This is a genomic window from Vibrio sp. OPT20, from assembly GCF_963889365.1.
Lineage (GTDB): Bacteria > Pseudomonadota > Gammaproteobacteria > Enterobacterales > Vibrionaceae > Vibrio > Vibrio splendidus.
The window spans coordinates 606,043-626,227 of record NZ_CAWPOA010000031.1 but is presented as its reverse complement, the minus strand read 5'-3'; the positions used below and the strand labels follow the sequence as shown (position 1 = coordinate 626,227).

The window sequence follows — 20,185 nt, the reverse complement described above, 5'->3', positions numbered from 1 at the left end:
CTGTGCGCTTGCGATACCGTAGTTACGAATCACAAGTGGCAAGTTTTCACGCTCACCACTTTCACAAATAACAAACAAGTCTTTGTAGAACTCCATGGCTAAGCGACGAGCTTCTGGGTTAGAGAAGTAGTAGCTGCCAACACGATCGTACAATTTACGAACACCGTTGAAGATCAGACCATAAATTTGGTTACCTGAATGGAATGCTAAACGTTGGAAAAGCATGTAATCGTAGAAGTTAAAAGTTTTAGCAACTAAGATCGTTTGACGCTTCGCTTCATCTTTTTCTGCGTCTTCTTTCACTGATTGTTTAATCTTGTCAGCGTACGGGGAAGACTCTAAGAATTCATCCCATGTCGGTGCCGCAAGTAAAGCTTCACAAGATTCAATCACGTTAGTAATCGTACGCTCAGAAGCTTCTTTATTTGCTTTAAATGCATAACGCATAAAAATAGGGCTGATATTGGTACGTGCAGCAAGTAAGTCTTCTACCATTTTGCTTGCGTTATCAACATCCAACGTCATTAATGTATCAAGAATATGAAGACCTGATGTTTCCATAAACTGGTTAACTTTAGTTGGCTTACCGTGTTGGATTGTCAACCAACCATCACGAGCAAGACGCTGAAGTACTTCACGAAGCGTAGTACGTGTAACACCAATCAGCTCAGAAAGCTCACGCTCTGCGGGCAAGATAGAACCTGGAGCAAAACGGCCATTCCAAATACTTTCAATGATATACTTTTCTGCAAATCCTGCCGGGCTTTTAGCCTTAATGACCATCTACACTTCAATCCAATTTAATTATTCTGTTCTAATTTACTCATCATACCACTAGTTCACACCCAGCGGAAACACCCTCAAAAATTTTACTCCTCTAAAACACCAGTAGAGTTAAAACTCTAAAGTTCAGCACACGTTTGCACCCTAGGTTTGAAATGCAAGCTACGATAAACCACCATTCCAACAAACCATTAACACAACAAATTTTCTTTAAAATCAATGAGATTGGTCATAATTTCAAAGTTATTAATTTGCAATATTAAGTTGTAATAATCATATATAAACCGTCGTTATTCTGTTAATTTCAATCATTTCGCTGAAATATTGATTCTAGTCGGTTTTTATCACATTTTAAGTGGTATGCTTGCGCTACTTTGATCGCGTTTCTCAACAAAAAAGAGGTATTTTTAGGGCTACAGGGGTTTTCCTGTTGACTAAATGTTATCTAAGAGTAGAGTTGCGCTCAAAAATTAGCAGTGCTTGAGTTTCTAAGGGAGTGACTTGGCAAGACCACAGAACATTACATGGAATGTAGTTTTTCTAAGTCACTGTTAGTTATAGTTTTTAACAACCTCTATAGCTCGATTCTCAAATGTTGTATTGCTTATCTATTCATAATCAACATAAAAGAGTATTAACATGCCGATGTCTCTCGGAAACGCTTTTATCAAGAACTTCCTTGGTAAGGCTCCTGATTGGTATAAACTTGCCATCATTTCCTTTTTAATCATCAACCCGTTTGTTTTCTTCCTAGTTGACCCATTTGTTGCGGGCTGGCTATTAGTGGTTGAGTTTATTTTCACTCTAGCTATGGCTCTAAAATGCTACCCTCTTCAACCGGGTGGTTTATTGGCAATTCAAGCGGTTGCCATTGGCATGACCAAACCCGAAATGGTTTATCATGAGCTACAAGCAAACCTTCCAGTTTTACTCTTATTAGTATTCATGGTTGCTGGCATCTATTTCATGAAAGAACTGCTTTTGTTCATTTTCACGAAGATCCTGCTTGGCATTCAATCCAAAGTCCTACTCTCTGTCGCTTTCTGTATCGCTGCTGCTTTCTTATCAGCATTCCTAGACGCACTAACGGTAATCGCCGTTGTAATCAGCGTTGCAGTTGGCTTCTATTCTATCTACCACAAGGTCGCATCAGGTAAGGGCACAACGTCAGCGCACGATCATACTCATGATGAAGAGATCTCTGAGCTTACACGTGACGATTTAGAAAACTACCGTGCTTTCCTACGCTCACTACTTATGCACGCTGGTGTGGGTACTGCACTCGGTGGTGTAATGACCATGGTAGGCGAACCGCAAAACTTAGTGATTGCTAAGCAAGCAGGCTGGGAATTCGGTGAATTTATCATCCGTATGTTGCCAGTAACATTGCCTGTATTCATCTGCGGCATTATCACTTGTGCACTTGTAGAGAAATTTAAAGTATTTGGCTACGGTGCAAAACTGCCAAATAACGTTCGCCAAATCTTAGTTGAATTTGACAACAAAGAACGCTCAAACCGTACAAAACAAGACGTAGCAAAACTATGGGTTCAAAGTGCAATCGCAGTTTGGCTTATCGTAGGCCTTGCGCTTCACGTCGCTGAAGTCGGTTTGATTGGCCTTTCAGTTATCATCTTAGCAACGGCGTTTACTGGTGTAATTGAAGAGCACTCAATGGGTAAAGCCTTTGAAGAAGCGCTACCATTTACTGCACTTCTTGCTGTCTTTTTCGCTGTCGTTGCTGTAATCATTGACCAGGGACTGTTTAAGCCAGTGATCGATGCAGTACTTCACGTTGAAGATAAAGGCGCACAGCTCGCACTGTTCTATGTGGCCAACGGTATCTTATCGATGGTGTCAGATAACGTGTTTGTGGGTACGGTTTACATCAACGAAGTGAAAACTGCACTGGTTGAAGGCATCATCACTCGTGACCAATTTGACCTACTTGCTGTTGCTATCAACACAGGTACTAACCTACCTTCTGTTGCTACGCCAAACGGTCAAGCCGCATTCCTATTCTTATTAACATCGGCACTTGCCCCGTTAATTAGACTGTCTTACGGCCGCATGGTTATCATGGCTTTGCCATATACTATCGTACTGGCTCTTGTTGGCCTTGCTGGTATCGTGTTCTTTGTTGAGCCGATGACCGCTTGGTTCTACGATGCAGGTTGGATCATTCAGCGTACTGGTGAGGTTGTCGCTCCAGTTATCTCTGGTGGTCACTAATCCGATATTGTGTTGCGAAACACAATAAGTGTATCTAACTAATCAAAAATATTAGTTGATTAGGAAACTTATCCAAGATAAAAAGCTCTGAGTATTCAGAGCTTTTTTATTTTATAGACGGGATTAAATTCGTGAACTTTTTTGCAATGCTCAAAGACTTCTCTAAGGGACGTTTATCTTGGCTTTTACTGCTGGCTTTTATTGTCTTTTTTGAAGCATGCGCTCTCTTCTTTCAACACGTGATGATGCTTGGCCCTTGTGTGATGTGCATCTATGAGCGCGTTGCTATGCTTGCTATCGGTGTCGCTGCAATGATTGGTGCTATTGCTCCGAATAACCCGATATCACGTTGGTTAGGCCTTGCTGGTTGGGGATTTGGCGCCTACAAAGGTTTGACATTGGCTTTAGAGCACGTCGATTACCAGTTTAATCCGTCTCCTTTCGCAACCTGTGATTTATTCGTTACTTTCCCTAGCTGGGCACCTTTAAACCAATGGGCTCCGTGGATGTTTGAAGCTTACGGTGACTGTAGCAAGGTGGTATGGCAGTTCTTAGAGCTTTCAATGCCTCAATGGCTAGTGATTATCTTTGCGGGTAACTTGGTTGCTTTCGGTTTTGTGGTTATATCTCAATTTGTAAAATCGAAAAACGATTAACACTAGATCATCTAAATTAGAACAACAAAAAAGTCGACCACAAGGTCGACTTTTTTATCGCTTAAGATTTTTATCATTTAAAGAAAGTCTGTCACTCAAGCTGAGTTACTCAACAAGCCGTGATTAACTGTTTTTGCCACAGCATTGTTTAAACTTTTTGCCGCTTTCACATGGGCAAGGGTCGTTTCGACCGATATCTTTAAATGGGTTCACACTCTGTGACTTATTACCCAGCATCGCCTCATCAGCCGCCATTGCAACCTCTGAAATCATCAGATCTATCTGATCGATTAAATCGGCAAGCGCTGGTGGATTCTCGAGCCCGGCCGCAACCATTTGTTGCTGAGTTTGTTGTTCATCAATCCCAAGCATCAAGGTTGTTAGGAGTGCTTGCAGCATACGCAGAGTACCATCCGCGACAGTCACACTTTGCCACTGCTTTTCCACTGTTGGCCAAACCATCATGAAGCCTTCAGCGAAATCCGCGAATTGTTCGTTAAAGTCACCATCAACAAGTACGCCTGTCAGTAAGTATTCACTACGCTGAATCAGGTTGTGCTGGCGATTAATCTGTTCCGTCACGATTGTTACAAGCTCTTTACCTGTTTCAGGTGCAACGATAGCTAGCCATTCTTCTGGATCGAGTGGTTTGGTCGCTAAGTTGGAAGCAAGGATTGAACCTTCAATGAACTGTGGAGTAATGTCAGTGATTGATTCCGGTAGGCTTAATAATTGATATGTCATGAAAGCTCTGAATATTGGGGCATTTTCGATATTATAACGCCATACTCCCCAAGATGTCGCTATTAAGCGATAAACCATCATCAAGCCGAGTAGCGAGCACTCAAGACAGGTAAACCATACTCATAGTGACAATCCTGTAAGCAAACCGTACAATCACGCCTCGAATTTTTCGGTTCACTCAGTTTCGGTAAAGCAGCATGCGAGTAATACTTGGCCCTATGGAGGGCGTACTAGACCACCTAATGCGTGAGATTCTTACAGAGATCAATGATTACGATCTCTGTGTGACAGAGTTTGTGCGCGTCGTTGATCAACTTCTTCCTCCGCATGTGTTCCACCGTATTTGCCCAGAGCTGCATCAAGGCTCTCAAACCATGGCAGGTGTGCCAATCCATCTGCAACTTCTAGGGCAACACCCGAACTGGATGGCCGAAAATGCTTTTCAAGCGGCAAACTTAGGCGCTAAAGGCATTGATCTTAATTTTGGGTGCCCAGCAAAAGCGGTAAACAAAAGTAATGGTGGGGCTTCACTGCTAAAAGAGCCAGAGCTCATCTATCAAGTGGTGAACGCCTGTCGAGAAGCTGTCCCTGCGCACATTCCCGTGTCCGCAAAAATCCGATTGGGTTGGGAGCACCCGGAAGAGTGCTTTGAAATTGTCGACGCTATCGAGCAAGCAAAAGCTGACGAACTCACTGTGCATGCAAGAACCAAAGTTGGCGGCTATAAAGCCAGTGAAATCAAATGGGATTACATCAATCAAATAAGAGAGAAAACCTCTCTGCCGTTGATTGCTAATGGGGAAATCTGGAACTACCAAGATGGTCAAGATTGCATAGAAGCTACAGGTGTTGATTCATTGATGGTCTGCCGCGGCGCTTTTAATATTCCAAACCTTGGCAACGTTGTTAAGCACAACCACCAGAAAATGCCATGGGACAAAGTAATCGCACTTTTACTGCGCTATTCCGAGTTTCAAATTAAAGGGGATAAAGGCATGTACTACCCCAATAGAGTGAAACAATGGTTTGTCTATTTAAGTAAAGGCTACCCTGAAGCGAGCGAACTATTTAAAGAAATTCGTACTTTCAAAAAAGCGCCACCTATTGTAGAGCGCCTTCAACGTTATCAAGAAGAATACCACCACCCCGTTTGAGTTAGTTCCCCCTTATCGCGATATTGAACCTCATAGCGTGGCTAAAATACGATCCGGTCTTTACCCGTCGTCTTAGCCACGTACAGTTTTTCATCGGCGTATTTAAATATCTCTTCAAAGTTAAGCTTGTTTTGCTCTGTTTCAACAATACAAACACCGCCAGATACCGTAAATCCATTAGGAACAATGTCGGCCGAGTTCGCGCAGACCGCATTTTTTACACGTTCTAGTGTCCTTATCAGCGTCTCACGATCATCGCCTTTCATATAAACGACAAACTCTTCTCCGCCAAACCGTGCTGCCACATCACTACTTCGAACACTGTTACTAATTTGACGTGACATATAACGAATCACATCATCACCTTTATCGTGACCATGAGTATCGTTAATTGACTTAAAATCGTCTATATCAAATACCGTTAAGGCAAACAGTTGATCGTGCTCTACGCTGCGCCAGAACGCTTCTAAGCCTCGTCGATTCAATAACCCGGTCATTGGGTCTTTAGCTGCTAGTTCTTTGAAGTAACCACGTTCAATATTGGAGTTAACATAAAAGAAAATCGTAACCGAGAACAGATACACGATAATAGCGACGATTAGGCTGTCTTTTTCATAAACGAAAAAGTGCTCCACTTCGTTAGCAAGATCCAACTCGTAGTACATCGCATGATGAGACGCGACCCCTTCTAGCTTAATCTCGTGATAGAACGTGGCCGTATCAATCGGGTTAGCTAAAGTCGTATCAATAATATCGATCCGACCCGCTAGGTGCTCATTAGAGCTCGCGAGTAACCTGTCAGCATCAATATCTACTGAGAGCATCCCTTGGTGCACTCCTTGATGGAACACGGGAATCGTCATACTAATAATTCGGTCAAGGGAGTCAAACCGATATGCAGGGCCAGATAAAGTCAGTAGATCTGGGTTGTTAGCGGTTCTTTGCCAATATGGACGGCTTTTGATGGTCGAAAGTAATTCCTTTCCTAGCCCTTTAGCAAAATCTTCCGGTGACGAAATAACGTATCCGCGTTTATCAATAAAATGCACACCATTGTGGAATTCATCAAGTTGAGAGAGAAATGAAAGAATAGGTGCTAGAGCTATTTTCTCGGAAGCACTTTTATAGGTACCGCTGGTTTCTGTACACAAAGATTCTTCACCGACCAGCATATAATCAATATCAACGGAAGGAATGTCGGTAGTTTTGCCATCGGCAAGAAGCAGGCTATCGATAGGCCAAATACGGCAAAGACCATCAACCACTTGCTTGTTGTGGTCGAGGAAAAGAGGATTACCGGATTTGTAGTAATTTGAGAAACTGTAGTCTAAGGCGGTGACAACTTTAGTGGTTCCTTTGAACACATCTTCAATACGGTTGAATTCGCTGCAGATGTCTTTTTCTACCGCGTCAAAGTGGTTCTTTCCTATTAGGCCAAGTAGCATCGCGGCGATCACTGCGGGAAACCCGAAGACAAAGGTAAGGCTAAAGTGCCTGTTTACTTTCATATAATGTGCTCTTAGCGATCAGCTGTTTTCATTTACTCCATTAATATTATTACATTAATGGACATTTTCCTCGAGGTAAAAGAGTGTAAGTTGATATGAATCAGGCCGTATCATTGAACAATCGACTCCTTTAAAAAACTAACCCTGCATTGAGCAGGGTTAGATGAAATTGTTTAAGTCGTTTTAAAATTCAAAGATTTACCACATCAAAAATCTTCGCTTGCATCGCTGGAACAAGAATATCAACGGCACCGTTAGCAATCGGAAAGCTCTTCTCCTTGCCTTGCAAATTAACCAACTCTCCTTGTTCTTGTCCGAGCATCCACATAGGTAAAGACAACACTTTTTCACCTTGAGATAGGTTGAGCACAACCAGTGTCTTTTCCCCCCTAAGGCAACGAGTAAACACTAACGTCTCAGCATCACAATATAACTCTAGGTAAGCACCACTTTGTAAGCTGCGGCGTTCTGTTCTTAGTTTTATCAACGCTTGATGGAAAGGGAACCAATGCGAAGTATCTTCTTTATCCCACGGGAAGCACCTTCGATTGTCTGGGTCTTGACCACCTTCTAATCCCACTTCTGTCCCATAGTACAAACATGGAGTTCCGACATAAGTAAACAGTAACGTCAGCGCCAGTTTTTGCTTAGCTTGGTCACCATTTAGAAGTGTTAGCAGTCGAGCCGTATCATGACTGTCCAGTTGATTTAGCTGCGATAATTGATTCAACCAAGGAACCTTAGCTCTCGCTTCAGCTAACCAATCAGAAAAAGCCAACATATCAATATCAATCGGCTCATACGCGATGTCTTGCTTTGCCAATAGCGCACGAACTGGGTGAGCAAATCCATAATAGTTCATCGACCCGTCTTCTTGCTCTCCCTGTAACCATGATGTGGCCTCGAAGAAGTGCTCTCCCAAGATGTAGGCTTCAGGGTTCTCTGCTTTTGCTGAGTCACGGAATGCTTTCACATAATGTGCGTTGTTATAGGCTCCCTCCCCTTCACCTAACATATGAATCACATCGAAGCGCCAGCCATCGATGTTATAAGGTGCTTTTAACCAGTGCTTAATCACAGAGTCTTGTGACTGGTATATATGTTCTCGCACGGAAACATTGGAGAAGTTTAAGACTGGAAGTGAGCTAATATTTTTCCAACTAACGTATTGCTGAGTGTTTTCGGGGTCGAAAAAATAATAGTCATGAAATGCCGAACCTGGGTTGTCATATGCACCGGAGTCAGTGGCTTTCAGTTTATCAAACCAAGGGTGCTCAACCGAAGTATGATTAAATACCGCATCCAGAACGATTCTCATATCACGCGTGTGAATGTCTTTTGAAAGTGCAGAGAACTCATCATTGGTCCCGAAATGGGAGTCGACATTGTAGTAATCGGTTGTGTCGTATTTATGGTTGCTCGGTGACTGAAAAATGGGGTTGAGATACAACGCGGTGATGCCTAGATCTTGCAGGTAATCTAACTTGCTATGAATACCCGCTAGGTCACCACCAAAGAACTCTGCGGCGCCCGTTCCATTGTGTCCTTCGACAGGCTCGCCCCATTCTTTCACTACGACATCTAAGGTATCTTCTTTTAAGCGATACTCGCCCGCTTTGACACTGATACTCGGATTTCCGTTGCAAAATCGCTCAGGGAAGATTTGATAAAATACCTGCTCCGACACCCATGATGGTGGGCGATGTTGGGTATTAAACTTAAAGTGAAACTCACGACTCGCAACGCGGCTATGGACGCCCTTAGCATCAAGCCAATACTGTCCTTTTGAATCGACAAGCTTGAACGCATAGTGCGTAACGTTTCTGTCTGTATTCGCAGGAAAAGAGGCTTGCCACAGCGTCAACCGCCCTTCAGTACCAACTTGCACCATGTCGAGTAGATACTCTTCGTTATCTGGCTCATGCCTCAACTGAACCTTATTCCAGTCAGTGCGTTCAGACACTAATGTTACGGTTAGCACACCCTCTTTTTCGTGGAAGTAATCGGAGGTTTGAGCATGAAAGATAAAAGGTTTCATAGCGGTTCTCGAGCAATATTTAATTTGCTTAAGATATGAAAAATTTCTTTGACCACAACGAGAAAAATAACATCAGTCAAAGTAGATCACGCTTTGTAGATCCACTTTGTTTACAGTAAGTCGATTTCTCTCAAAATGATCAAATGAATCGATCATTTTTCAAGAGGAGATCCAATTTTCAATTACTCCATCAACGGCTAACTATCGCACGATCAATCACAGATTGAGGCAATGTAACACCAAGCTCACGAGCAGCATCCAAATTCACAACCAGTTGCGAACTCTGTGCAGTTTTGACACTCAGCTTCCCCGGTTTTTGTCCGTTCAGAATAGCAGCCACATAATCGGCGGTTTGCACCCCAACATCATAGTAGTCTAGACCTAAGCCAGCTATCGCCCCCTTACCCACATAAGACGTCGCTCCGGCAACCACTGGCGTTCCAGCCCGGTTCGCAGCTTCTATAAGCCCTTCGATACCACTTGCAACAGTGTTATCTGTCAATGCGTAAATAACATCAGACTTCTTAGCAATGGATTCGGTTTTTGATTCTACATCATCGATGGTTAGCGCTTTTTCAGTGTGCAGAGTAAAACCAAAATCTCGTGCCGACTTCTTTAATAGCCCAACTAACGCGACAGCATTTGCCTCGGCGGGGTTATAAACCACTCCGATTGAATCCGCATTAGGGAGTAATTCTTTAATAAGAGATACGTGCTGGGAAATAGGTGATAAGTCAGAAAGGCCCGTGACATTTCGTCCCGGTTTATCCAATTGTTTAACAAGCCTTGCACCGATAGGGTCAGTAACCGCGGTAAATACAATCGGTATTGAGCGAGTCGCAGAAACCAAAGCTTGCGAAGTCGGTGTCGCGATGCCAACTAAGACATGAGGGTTTTCGCTGACTAGTTCTCTGGCAATTTTTGCTGCCTGAGCGGGGTTACCATCAGCCATTTCATAGGAGAATTCTAAATTTTTTCCCGGTTCGTAACCTTTGGCTCTTAACCCTTCAAGAAGCCCTAGACGCGTCGCATTCAGATCTGGATGGTCGACAACTTGTGAAACCGACACTTTGGCGACGTTCGCCACTACATTGCCAGTCCATAGCAACAACAGACAGCTTAAAACCGCTGCCAATACCTTTCTTACAGAACTCATTATCGCTCCCTAAATCAAGCTCTACTCGTTATTACTCGCTCGAAGAGAACAACATCAAAAATCACTATTGACATTATTACCAGTAACCATTGATAACTTGAAGTGATATTTAACAAAAATACAACAAGGTTCGAATTATGCGGGGATAAGCGGGTTTGTTTAATTTAAAAGGTAAGAAACTCAATGAATACAAGATAAGCACGGCAAATAAAGGCAAGGCTATGTGGATAAAGGGAAGGCTCAGTGAATAAAAGACAAGTGAAACGATTAGAAGGGAGGAGCAAATCTGAGAACGAGTTATCGATGATGTATGACTGTTCTCAGACTAGAGGGAGAGATAAGACGACCTGCTAGAACCAACGTTCCATTGAAGATTTGTCTAGCTGACGAAATGCGCGATTCAAAATGATCGCCAACTCTTTGTAACGAGGGCGTGGTTTCATTGGTTCCAATGCAAAACCAGTTTCGCTGATCTTCTCGTGCAACTCTCGATACCAAGAAACCAATGCTGGCGGTAATTGAGTGTTCGAACGGTTACCTAACCACCACATGCCTTGAAGTGGCAAGCTAATCGCAAACAACGCCATAACCACAGCTTGCGGCATCGCATTATAATTGTTGAAGACCATTTGTGTCAGAATACTAATAGCAGCTATCGCTGGCATCACTTTCACACCAAAACGCGTGGCTTTAATGATGCGCTGTTCAGGGAAGATAGCGTTTAACTCTTTTCGAACAGGCCAGAGATCCATGTACTTTTGGCCATCTTTTAAACTGCTCGCTAAACCAACTCTATTACTCATATGAGTCTCCCATTAAAAAAAAGTTGAAATCATCAACTAAAAACACAAAAATTTGACGAAAAATAATATTCTTTCAAATTTTTTTGTTATATTTGCACAATATCGCTATTATTTGCAGACCTCAATCTCATTGTTGCCCTTATTTACAATTTAAGCAACTTTGAGACGACTTCTGCAAGGAATGCAAAAGCCTCTTTTTCTGAAAAAGTGCGCTTTCACTTTAATACGGAAATTAACGTTTTTTTGACCAAGGTTAGTACGCAAGCCTATGTGCTTCGACTATTCTTGAGATTAATTTTCATCCTTAACTGATTTCGATCAGAAAAATAAACAGGTAGTCATTAATGTCTAAGCTAGTTTTAGTTTTAAACTGTGGTAGTTCTTCTCTTAAATTTGCTGTTGTTGATGCAGAAACAGGTGCTGAGCACCTAACTGGTCTTGCTGAGTGTCTTGGTCTTCCAGAAGCTCGTATGAAGTGGAAACTTGACGGCAAGCATGAAGCACAACTAGGCGCGGGCGCAGCTCACGTAGAAGCACTATCTTTCATGGTAGAAACTATTCTTGCTTCTAAGCCTGAGCTTAAAGCTAACCTTGGCGCTATCGGTCACCGTATCGTACACGGTGGCGAGCAGTTCACTTCTTCTGCACTTATCACTGATGAAGTTCTTAAGGGTATTCAAGACGCTGCGACTTTCGCACCTCTTCATAACCCAGCTCACCTTATCGGTATCGAAGCGGCTCAACAGAACTTCCCTGGTCTACAAAACGTTGCTGTATTTGACACTGCGTTCCACCAAACAATGCCTTCTGAGTCTTACCTATACGCTCTACCGTACAACCTGTACAAAGAGCACGGCATCCGTCGTTACGGCATGCACGGTACTTCTCACCTGTTCATTACTCGTGAAGTTGCTGGTCTACTAAACAAGCCAGTTGAAGAAGTTAACATCATCAACTGTCACCTAGGTAACGGCGCATCTGTATGTGCTATCAAGAACGGTCAATCTGTAGATACTTCTATGGGTCTTACTCCTCTTGAAGGTCTAGTAATGGGTACTCGTTGTGGTGACCTAGATCCTGCGATCATCTTCCATCTACACGACGCTCTTGGTTACTCTGTTGAAGAAATCAACAACATGCTAACTAAAGAGTCTGGCCTAGCTGGTCTAACTGAAGTGACTTCTGACTGTCGTTTCGTTGAAGACAACTACGGTGAGAAAGAAGAAGCAACTCGTGCAATGGACGTGTTCTGTCACCGTCTAGCTAAGTACGTTGCTGGTTACACTGCAACTCTAGAAGGCCGTCTAGACGCAATCACTTTCACTGGCGGCATCGGCGAGAACTCTGGCCCAATCCGTGAAATGGTTCTTAACCGCCTAGGCATCTTCGGCATCGAAGTTGACAGCGAAGCTAACCTTAAAGCACGTTTCGGCGGCGAAGGTACTATCACTACAGCTAACAGCCGTATCCCTGCAATGGTTATCTCTACTAATGAAGAGCTAGTAATTGCTGAAGACACTGCGAAACTAGCAGGTCTTTAATTGATTTTCCTGACTAGCTTCACTCGAAGCTAGTCAGTTTTTCATATCAAGAAAATGGGGCTCAACTTCTATTCCTACCCCAATTTAAATATCGGTGGGAATAGCAGTTGAGCTTTTTTTATTTCCAATAGTCAAAGGTGTTCGTCAATGTCCCGTACTATTATGCTTATCCCTACAAGCGCTGGTGTTGGTCTTACTAGTGTTAGCATGGGTGTTCTTCGCGCTATGGAGCGTAAGGGCGTAAGTGTTTCTTTCTACAAGCCAATCGCTCAACCTCGCAGCGGTGGTAACCAACCTGATTTAACGTCTACTATCATCAGCGCAAACAGCGACATTAAGATTGGTGAGCCAATCGCAATGACTAAAGCTGAAGCTTTGATCGGTAGCGAAAAAATGGACGAGCTTCTAGAGTCTGTTGTTGAGCAATACAACAAGATCAACAAAGATGCAGAAGTCACGCTTATCGAAGGTCTAGTACCTACTCGTAAGCACCCATTTGCTAACCAAGTGAACGCGGAAATCGCTAAAACACTAGGCGCAGAGATCGTATTCGTTGCGACTCCGGGTACATACAACCCTATTCAGCTTAAAGAGCACATCGAAGTAGCATGTTCTAACTTCGGCGGCACTAAAAACAAGAACATCTCAGGTGTTATTATTAACAAACTGAATGCACCTGTTGATGAAGCTGGCCGTACTCGCCCTGACCTTTCTGAAATCTTCGATGATGCAGATAGCGCTCAACAAGCGAACCTTGAAGTAATGCAAATCTTCAATTCTAGCCCTATCCGTGTTCTTGGCTGCGTGCCATGGAGCATCGACCTAATCGCAACTCGTGCGGTTGATATGGCTAAGCACCTTAACGCTGAAATCGTTAACGAAGGTGAAATCTCAACTCGTCGTATTAAGAGCATCACTTTCTGTGCACGTTCTCTACCGCACATGATTGAGCACTTCAAACCAGGTTCACTGCTAGTAACTTCTGCAGACCGTCCTGACGTTATCGTTGCTGCGGCTCTTGCTGCGAAAAACGGTGTTGAAATTGGCGCAATCCTACTGACTGGCGGTTACGACATTCCAGAAAGCATTGCTAACCTTTGTGCACCAGCATTCGCTTCAGGTCTACCGATCTTCAAGGCTCAAGGTAACACTTGGCAGACGTCTCTTAACCTACAGAGCTTCAACCTAGAAGTACCTGCAGACGATAAAGAGCGTATCGAGTTCGTTAACGATCACGTTGCTAGCCACATCGATGGCCCTTGGATTGATTCTCTATCTGAAGGTACTCAAGGCATTCGTCGCCTAAGCCCACCAGCATTCCGTTACCAGTTAACTGAATTTGCTCGTAAAGCGGCTAAGCGTATCGTTCTTCCTGAAGGTGATGAGCCACGTACTGTTAAAGCAGCTTCTATCTGTGCTGAACGCGGTATCGCAACTTGTGTGCTTCTTGGTAACCCAGACGAAATTCGTCGCGTTGCTGCACAACAAGGTGTTGAACTAGGCGCTGGCGTTGAGATCATCGATTCTGCATCAGTTCGCGAAAACTACGTAGCTCGTCTAGTAGAACTTCGTGGCGCTAAAGGTATGACTGAAGTTGTCGCTCGTGAGAAGCTAGACGATTCAGTATTCCTAGGTACTATGATGCTTGAAGCTGGTGAAGTTGACGGCCTAGTTTCTGGTGCTGTTCACACAACGGCGAACACAATCGTTCCTCCGTTCCAGATCATCAAGACGGCTCCTGATGCTTCTATCGTATCTTCAATCTTCTTCATGCTTCTGCCTGATCAAGTGCTTGTATACGGTGACTGTGCGATCAACCCAGATCCAACAGCTGAACAGCTTGCTGAAATCGCTATCCAATCTGCAGATTCTGCTGCGGCATTCGGTATCGACCCACGCGTTGCTATGATCTCTTACTCTACTGGTGAATCTGGTAAAGGTGCAGACGTAGATAAAGTACGTGAAGCAACCAAACTTGCTCAAGCGAAACGTCCTGATCTAGTGATCGACGGTCCTCTTCAGTACGACGCAGCAATCATGGAAAACGTAGCCGCTTCTAAAGCGCCTAACTCTCCAGTTGCAGGTAAAGCGACAGTATTCGTATTCCCAGACCTAAACACGGGTAACACGACTTACAAAGCTGTACAGCGTTCAGCAGACCTAGTATCTATCGGTCCAATGCTTCAAGGTATGCGCAAGCCAGTAAATGACTTGTCTCGTGGCGCTCTAGTAGACGATATCGTTTACACAGTAGCTCTAACGGCTATCCAAGCAGACCAAGCAGCTCAAGCTGAAGAAAAAGTGATTAACTAATTTTTCTTTTGTAGAAAGCAAAAAACCCTAGATTCTTATCTAGGGTTTTTTTATGTCTAACGCTTAAGGTGATTTGATACTTTTAAGATTAATCTAGCCTCGCCCATGGGCTGACTCTAAATCTAATGCTGGTCCTTTGGGCACAACTTGAGTCGGATTAATGCCAGTGTGGCTGTAGTAGTAGTGACGCTTAATATGGTAGAAATCAGTAGTCTCTTTAATACCCTCTACTTGGTACAACTCTTTTAAGTAGCCCTGAATATGGACGTAGTCTGAAATTCGCTGCTTGTTACACTTAAAGTGACCAACATACACCGCATCGAATCGAACCAGAGTGGTAAACAAGCGCCAATCTGCCTCTGTAATCTCGTTACCCGCTAAATAACGGTGGTCACTAAGGTGAGCGTCGACTTTGTCTAACGCCTCAAATAACGCGTCATACGCTTCTTCATAAGCTTCTTGTGTGGTTGCAAAGCCAGTACGATAAACGCCGTTGTTGATGTTCGGATAAATATAATCATTCCACTCATCAACCTTCTTTGCCAACTCCCACGGATAGTAATCATCCGTGTTACCTGTTAACTCATTAAATTCTGAGTTGAACATGCGGATAATTTCAGACGACTCGTTGCTCACTATGGTGTTGGTTTTCTTATCCCATAGCACTGGAACCGTTACTCGTCCTGAGTAATCAGGCTTGGCTTGAGTGTAAATTTGGTACATACGAGTATGGCCGAATAGAGGTTCAGGTAGCCCCATTTGCCACCCTTCACTCATCATGTCTGGGCAGACGACCGTCACGTCAATGTGATCGGTTAGGTCTTTTAGCTCTCTGAAGATAAGAGTACGGTGCGCCCAAGGACAAGCTAACGATACGTATAGGTGATAACGACCACTTTCTGGCTCAAACTGCGCACCAGCTTTGTTCTCGATCCAACTGCGAAAGCCCGCATCTTCACGAACAAACTTACCACCGCTTTCTTTGGTGTCGTACCACACATCGTGCCAAACACCTTCAACTAACTTGCCCATATCCAAACCTCTGTCATCCAAAATTTTTTATACCAATCACAGTAAGTAAATGTTCAGAAATAGCGCAGAGAAAAGGCTTGAGAACAAGGGAGAATTTTTCTGTTAGTAGTTATTCTACAATCAAAAATTCTAACGCCGTTATCGAGCGTTTTAACAAGCTAGGATGAGCAGTTATTTACTACGATTGGTATTAGTATAAAAAAAGCCCACTTTTTCAAAACTAGAAGAAGTTGGCTTAGTTGTTCGAATTATTTGAAGGAGGTTGTTTTAGAGGAACCTTGGACACAAAAAAAGCGCAACTCATAAAAAAGTTGCGCTTAAGCCTGTCACAGGCTGAACCGTTTTAAATGGGTTCTAGACTTGTACGTGCAAGCAAGATACTGCGTGTACGTCATCGCCTTGAATGGTTGGCTTGGTTTGCGCGCAGGCCTCGGTTGCTTCAGGGCAACGAGTGCGGAACACACAACCTGATGGTGGATTAATTGGTGATGGGAGATCACCCTCCAGCATCTGAATCGTTTTGCTGCGCTCTAAGCGTGGGTCTGGAATCGGAACTGCAGACATCAATGCTTTGGTATATGGGTGTTTAGGGTCTGAGAACAAGGCATCTGATTCCCCTAGCTCAACAGCATTACCTAAATACATCACCAATACACGGTCAGAGATGTGTTTCACAACCGACAAATCGTGCGCGATGAATACCAAAGACAAACCTAACTCTTTCTGTAGTTCCATAAGAAGGTTAACAACTTGAGCTTGGATAGAGACATCCAGAGCAGAAACTGGCTCATCACAGATGATCATCTTAGGTTTCAAGATAAGTGCACGCGCGATACCGATACGTTGACACTGACCACCAGAGAATTCATGTGGGTAACGGTTGATCACGTTGGGTAGTAAACCAACCTTTGCCATCATCTCCTTAACTCGATCTTTCACTTCCTGTTTAGAAAGCTCTGGATAGAAAGTTTGTAGAGGTTCAGCAATGATGTCTCCAACTGACATACGTGGGTTAAGCGATGCTAGTGGGTCTTGGAAGATCATCTGAATCTCTTTACGAGTCTCACGACGCTTAACTTCCTGCATCTTAGTCAGGTCTTGACCTAACCACATAACTTCGCCTTCAGTTGCCTCAACTAAGCCAATAATTGCGCGTGCAAATGTTGACTTACCACAGCCAGACTCCCCTACTACACCCAGAGTCTCACCTTCGTAAAGGTGAACATCCACACCATCAACCGCTTTAAGGTTTGATGGTTTCGCCCAAGGCCAAGCAGACTTGGCAGCAATGCTAAAGTGAACCTTAAGGTTTTTAATATCTAATAGTAATTCTTTACTCATTTTGTCCAAGTCTCCCAGTCAGAAAAACAAGCACGCTGACGATCTTTCGCAAATGGCTGCAAAATTGGTGCTTCTTGCTTACAACGGTCCATTACCCGATGACAACGATCTTGGTAAGGACAGCCTGTTGGCAGGCGAAGTAAGTTAGGTGGGTTACCTGGAATCGTCGGCAGAATTTCACCTTCGGTATCCAAACGAGGAATTGCTTTAAGCAGGCCTTCCGCATAAGGGTGGCTAGGCTCGTAGAAGATTTCATCTACTGTGCCGTATTCCATGGTACGGCCAGCGTACATCACTAGAACTTTGTCACAAGAACCGGCAACGACACCCAAATCATGGGTGATCATGATGATTGCTGTATTGAACTCATCTTTAAGCTCGTTCAGCAATTCCATGATTTGCGCTTGAATGGTTACATCCAACGCCGTTGTTGGTTCATCAGCAATCAGTAGTTTTGGACGACATAGCAAAGCCATTGCAATCATCACACGTTGACGCATACCGCCAGAAAATTCGTGTGGATACATGGTAATACGTTTACGTGCCTCAGGGATTTTAACCGCTTCCAGCATACGTACTGATTCTTCGAACGCTTCCGCTTTGCCCATGCCTTTATGCAGCATAAGCACTTCCATCAACTGATCACATACTTTCATGTAAGGATTCAGTGACGTCATTGGATCTTGGAAGATCATCGCGATCTGTTCAGCACGGACTTTGTTCAGTGCTTTCTCTGGTAGATTGAGAATCTCATTACCTTCAAACTTTGCACTGCCTGAGATGATGCCGTTCTTAGCCAGCAGTCCCATCAGTGCAAATACCGTTTGAGATTTACCCGAACCCGACTCACCAACAATACCCAGCGTTTCGCCTTGATTGAGTGAGAAGTTCAGGTCGTTTACTGCGGTTACGATACCATCTTGCGTGGTAAATTCGACGCGCAGATCTTTGACATCTAATAAGCTCATTATTGCTTCCTTAATCTTTTATAGCTTTTAATTGCTATTTCTTTATCTGTCTTTTGGATCAAGCGCGTCGCGCAGACCATCACCTACGTAGTTAAAGCAGAACAGCGTAACTACCATGAATGCCGCTGGGAATGCCAGTTGCCAAATAGCAACTTCCATTGTTTGCGAGCCTTCTTGTAACAGCGCGCCCCAACTTGTCATAGGCTCTTGAACACCAAGACCAAGGAAAGATAAGAATGATTCAGTAAGGATCATGCTTGGAATAAGGAGCGTTGAGTAAACCGCAACAATACCCAATACGTTAGGTACGATGTGACGTGTAATGATTTTCCATTTGCTTACACCACATACGTGCGCAGCCTCAATGAATTCTTTACTACGTAAACTCAACGTTTGGCCACGTACGATTCGTGCCATATCGAGCCAAGCAATCGCACCGATAGCAACAAAGATGAGTACGATATTACGACCAAAGAACGTCACCAGTACGATCACGAGGAACATGAATGGCACGGCGTATAGAATCTCCAGGATACGCATCATCACTCGGTCAGTACGACCGCCAATGAAGCCTGAAGCTGCACCGTAAAGCGTACCAATCAGTACCGCTACGAATGCGCCCATCACACCAACCATAAGAGAAATACGGCCACCGATCATCGTACGAACGTATAGGTCACGACCTAAACTGTCAGTACCAAACCAGTGATCAGCATTTGGGCCTACGTGCATTGCGTACCAGTCAGTATCATCGTAAGCATGTTGCGCCAGCATTGGTAAAAAGATTACCGATAGCACCATGATAATTAGGATAAACAGACTGATCATTGCCGCTTTGTTACGCATAAAACGAATACGCGCATCCTGCCACAAACTACGACCTTCAATTTCCAAACTCTCAGAAAATTTTTCGATCGCTTCTAAGTTTTCTTTTTTCTTCAACATAACCATGCGTCCCTGCTAGTAGCGAATTTTCGGGTCAATAAGCGCTAGTAAAATATCAACGATTGCGTTGAACAAGATGAATAGGAAACCAATCAAAATGGTTACACCCATTACTAACGAATAATCACGGTTAAACGCGGCGTTAACAAACAGCTTACCGATACCCGGTAGGCCGAAGATGGTTTCAACAACAACTGAACCTGTGATGATACCTACGAACGCAGGCCCCATGTATGAAACAACAGGTAGCATTGCTGGCTTAAGCGCATGTTTAAGAACGATATAACGGTAACTTAGACCTTTAGCACGAGCTGTACGGATAAAGTTACTGTTTAGGGTTTCAATCATGCTACCGCGAGTAATACGAGCAAAGGTTGCTACGTATAGAAGAGACATCGCGATAACGGGTAGGACGATGTACATGTACGTACCACCGTGCCAACCACCTGCTGGAAATATATGCCAGTGTAGAGAGAATAGGTAAATAAGCGCTGGAGCCAACACGAAGGATGGCATCACCACCCCGAGCATGGCGGTCGACATTATGGTGTAGTCGATCCAGGTGTTGTGCTTCAAGGCGGCAATGGTTCCGACCGTTACCCCCATCAATAATGTGAAGATAAAGGCAACAAAACCTACCTTCGCGGATACTGGAAGTGCAACCGCAATCAGCTCATTTACTGTGTAATCTTGGTATTTAAAAGATGGACCAAAATCACCCTGAAGGATGTTGGTCAAGTACGTGGTGTACTGTTCAAATACAGGTTTATCTAAGCCATATTTAGCTTCGATGTTAGCCATAACTTCTGGCGGTAATGGACGCTCGCTTGAAAACGGGTTACCCGGTGCGAAACGCATGAGAAAGAAAGATATAGTGATCAACACCAACATGGTTGGAATCGCTTCAAATATCCTTTTCATAATGAATTTAAGCATAAACTCACTCTTTCAGTCTGTGACAATTAAAATTA

The 20,185-nt window shown here is 43.8% G+C and carries 16 protein-coding genes; 5 read left to right on the top strand and 11 right to left on the bottom strand.

Features of this window, described 5'->3' with window-relative positions; genetic code table 11:
- Nucleotides 1-783: fatty acid metabolism transcriptional regulator FadR (gene fadR, locus AACR09_RS04005; RefSeq protein WP_228010921.1), on the bottom strand; the 783-nt coding region annotated here is incomplete at its 3' end.
- 639 nt (nucleotides 784-1,422) lie between these two features.
- On the opposite strand from fadR, the gene nhaB reads away from it, so the two are divergent.
- Both nhaB and dsbB read left to right on the top strand, forming a co-directional pair.
- The gene (gene nhaB / locus AACR09_RS04000) at nucleotides 1,423-3,015 is read left to right on the top strand and encodes a Na(+)/H(+) antiporter NhaB (RefSeq protein ID WP_193836034.1); all 1,593 of its coding nucleotides are present in this window, start codon (nucleotides 1,423-1,425) and stop codon (nucleotides 3,013-3,015) included.
- A 146-nt stretch (nucleotides 3,016-3,161) separates the two neighbouring features.
- Entirely contained in the window at nucleotides 3,162-3,671 is a 510-nt protein-coding gene (dsbB, locus tag AACR09_RS03995) for a disulfide bond formation protein DsbB (protein ID WP_032545975.1), read from the top strand.
- A gap of 123 nt (nucleotides 3,672-3,794) precedes the next feature.
- On the opposite strand, the gene AACR09_RS03990 is transcribed toward dsbB, so the two are convergent.
- Nucleotides 3,795-4,415, bottom strand: a complete 621-nt coding sequence (locus AACR09_RS03990) for a YecA family protein (protein WP_193836033.1) — start codon at nucleotides 4,413-4,415, stop codon at nucleotides 3,795-3,797.
- Between the two features lie 197 nt (nucleotides 4,416-4,612).
- Here AACR09_RS03990 and dusC point away from each other — a divergent pair, with 197 nt between their 5' ends.
- A complete protein-coding gene (gene dusC, locus AACR09_RS03985) occupies nucleotides 4,613-5,569 on the top strand; it encodes a tRNA dihydrouridine(16) synthase DusC (protein ID WP_193836032.1) in 957 nt (318 codons plus the stop codon).
- A gap of 41 nt (nucleotides 5,570-5,610) precedes the next feature.
- On the opposite strand, the gene AACR09_RS03980 is transcribed toward dusC, so the two are convergent.
- The 4 genes from AACR09_RS03980 to yfbV all read right to left on the bottom strand — a co-directional run bounded on the left by AACR09_RS03980 (nucleotide 5,611) and on the right by yfbV (nucleotide 11,074).
- Complete coding sequence (locus tag AACR09_RS03980; protein WP_193836031.1) at nucleotides 5,611-7,077, bottom strand: GGDEF domain-containing protein; 1,467 nt, start codon at nucleotides 7,075-7,077, stop codon at nucleotides 5,611-5,613.
- 190 nt (nucleotides 7,078-7,267) lie between these two features.
- Nucleotides 7,268-9,115, bottom strand: a complete 1,848-nt coding sequence (gene malZ, locus AACR09_RS03975) for a maltodextrin glucosidase (protein WP_193836030.1) — start codon at nucleotides 9,113-9,115, stop codon at nucleotides 7,268-7,270.
- Nucleotides 9,116-9,305: 190 nt separating this feature from the next.
- Entirely contained in the window at nucleotides 9,306-10,271 is a 966-nt protein-coding gene (locus AACR09_RS03970) for an ABC transporter substrate binding protein (RefSeq protein WP_102492486.1), read from the bottom strand.
- A gap of 350 nt (nucleotides 10,272-10,621) precedes the next feature.
- On the bottom strand, nucleotides 10,622-11,074 hold the full coding sequence (gene yfbV / locus AACR09_RS03965) for a terminus macrodomain insulation protein YfbV (protein ID WP_004734015.1): 453 nt from the start codon (nucleotides 11,072-11,074) through the stop codon (nucleotides 10,622-10,624).
- A 344-nt stretch (nucleotides 11,075-11,418) separates the two neighbouring features.
- On the opposite strand from yfbV, the gene AACR09_RS03960 reads away from it, so the two are divergent.
- Nucleotides 11,419-12,615, top strand: a complete 1,197-nt coding sequence (locus AACR09_RS03960; RefSeq protein WP_004734016.1) for an acetate kinase — start codon at nucleotides 11,419-11,421, stop codon at nucleotides 12,613-12,615.
- A 147-nt stretch (nucleotides 12,616-12,762) separates the two neighbouring features.
- Complete coding sequence (pta, locus tag AACR09_RS03955) at nucleotides 12,763-14,928, top strand: phosphate acetyltransferase (protein ID WP_004734017.1); 2,166 nt, start codon at nucleotides 12,763-12,765, stop codon at nucleotides 14,926-14,928.
- 93 nt (nucleotides 14,929-15,021) lie between these two features.
- Here pta and AACR09_RS03950 read toward each other — a convergent pair whose 3' ends face one another.
- The 5 genes from AACR09_RS03950 to oppB form a co-directional block, all read right to left on the bottom strand.
- Nucleotides 15,022-15,960: a glutathione S-transferase family protein gene (locus AACR09_RS03950; RefSeq protein WP_193836029.1), complete on the bottom strand. Its 939-nt coding sequence runs from the start codon at nucleotides 15,958-15,960 to the stop codon at nucleotides 15,022-15,024.
- A gap of 354 nt (nucleotides 15,961-16,314) precedes the next feature.
- A complete protein-coding gene (oppF, locus tag AACR09_RS03945; RefSeq protein WP_004734019.1) occupies nucleotides 16,315-17,301 on the bottom strand; it encodes a murein tripeptide/oligopeptide ABC transporter ATP binding protein OppF in 987 nt (328 codons plus the stop codon).
- Nucleotides 17,298-18,269 (bottom strand): ABC transporter ATP-binding protein, encoded by a 972-nt coding sequence (locus AACR09_RS03940; protein ID WP_017078105.1) that lies wholly within the window; start codon nucleotides 18,267-18,269, stop codon nucleotides 17,298-17,300. Before AACR09_RS03940 ends, oppF begins: the two co-directional genes overlap by 4 nt.
- A 42-nt stretch (nucleotides 18,270-18,311) precedes the next feature.
- Nucleotides 18,312-19,214: an oligopeptide ABC transporter permease OppC gene (oppC, locus tag AACR09_RS03935; protein WP_065111287.1), complete on the bottom strand. Its 903-nt coding sequence runs from the start codon at nucleotides 19,212-19,214 to the stop codon at nucleotides 18,312-18,314.
- A 15-nt stretch (nucleotides 19,215-19,229) separates the two neighbouring features.
- Complete coding sequence (gene oppB, locus AACR09_RS03930) at nucleotides 19,230-20,150, bottom strand: oligopeptide ABC transporter permease OppB (RefSeq protein ID WP_004734022.1); 921 nt, start codon at nucleotides 20,148-20,150, stop codon at nucleotides 19,230-19,232.
- Nucleotides 20,151-20,185 lie beyond the last annotated feature (35 nt).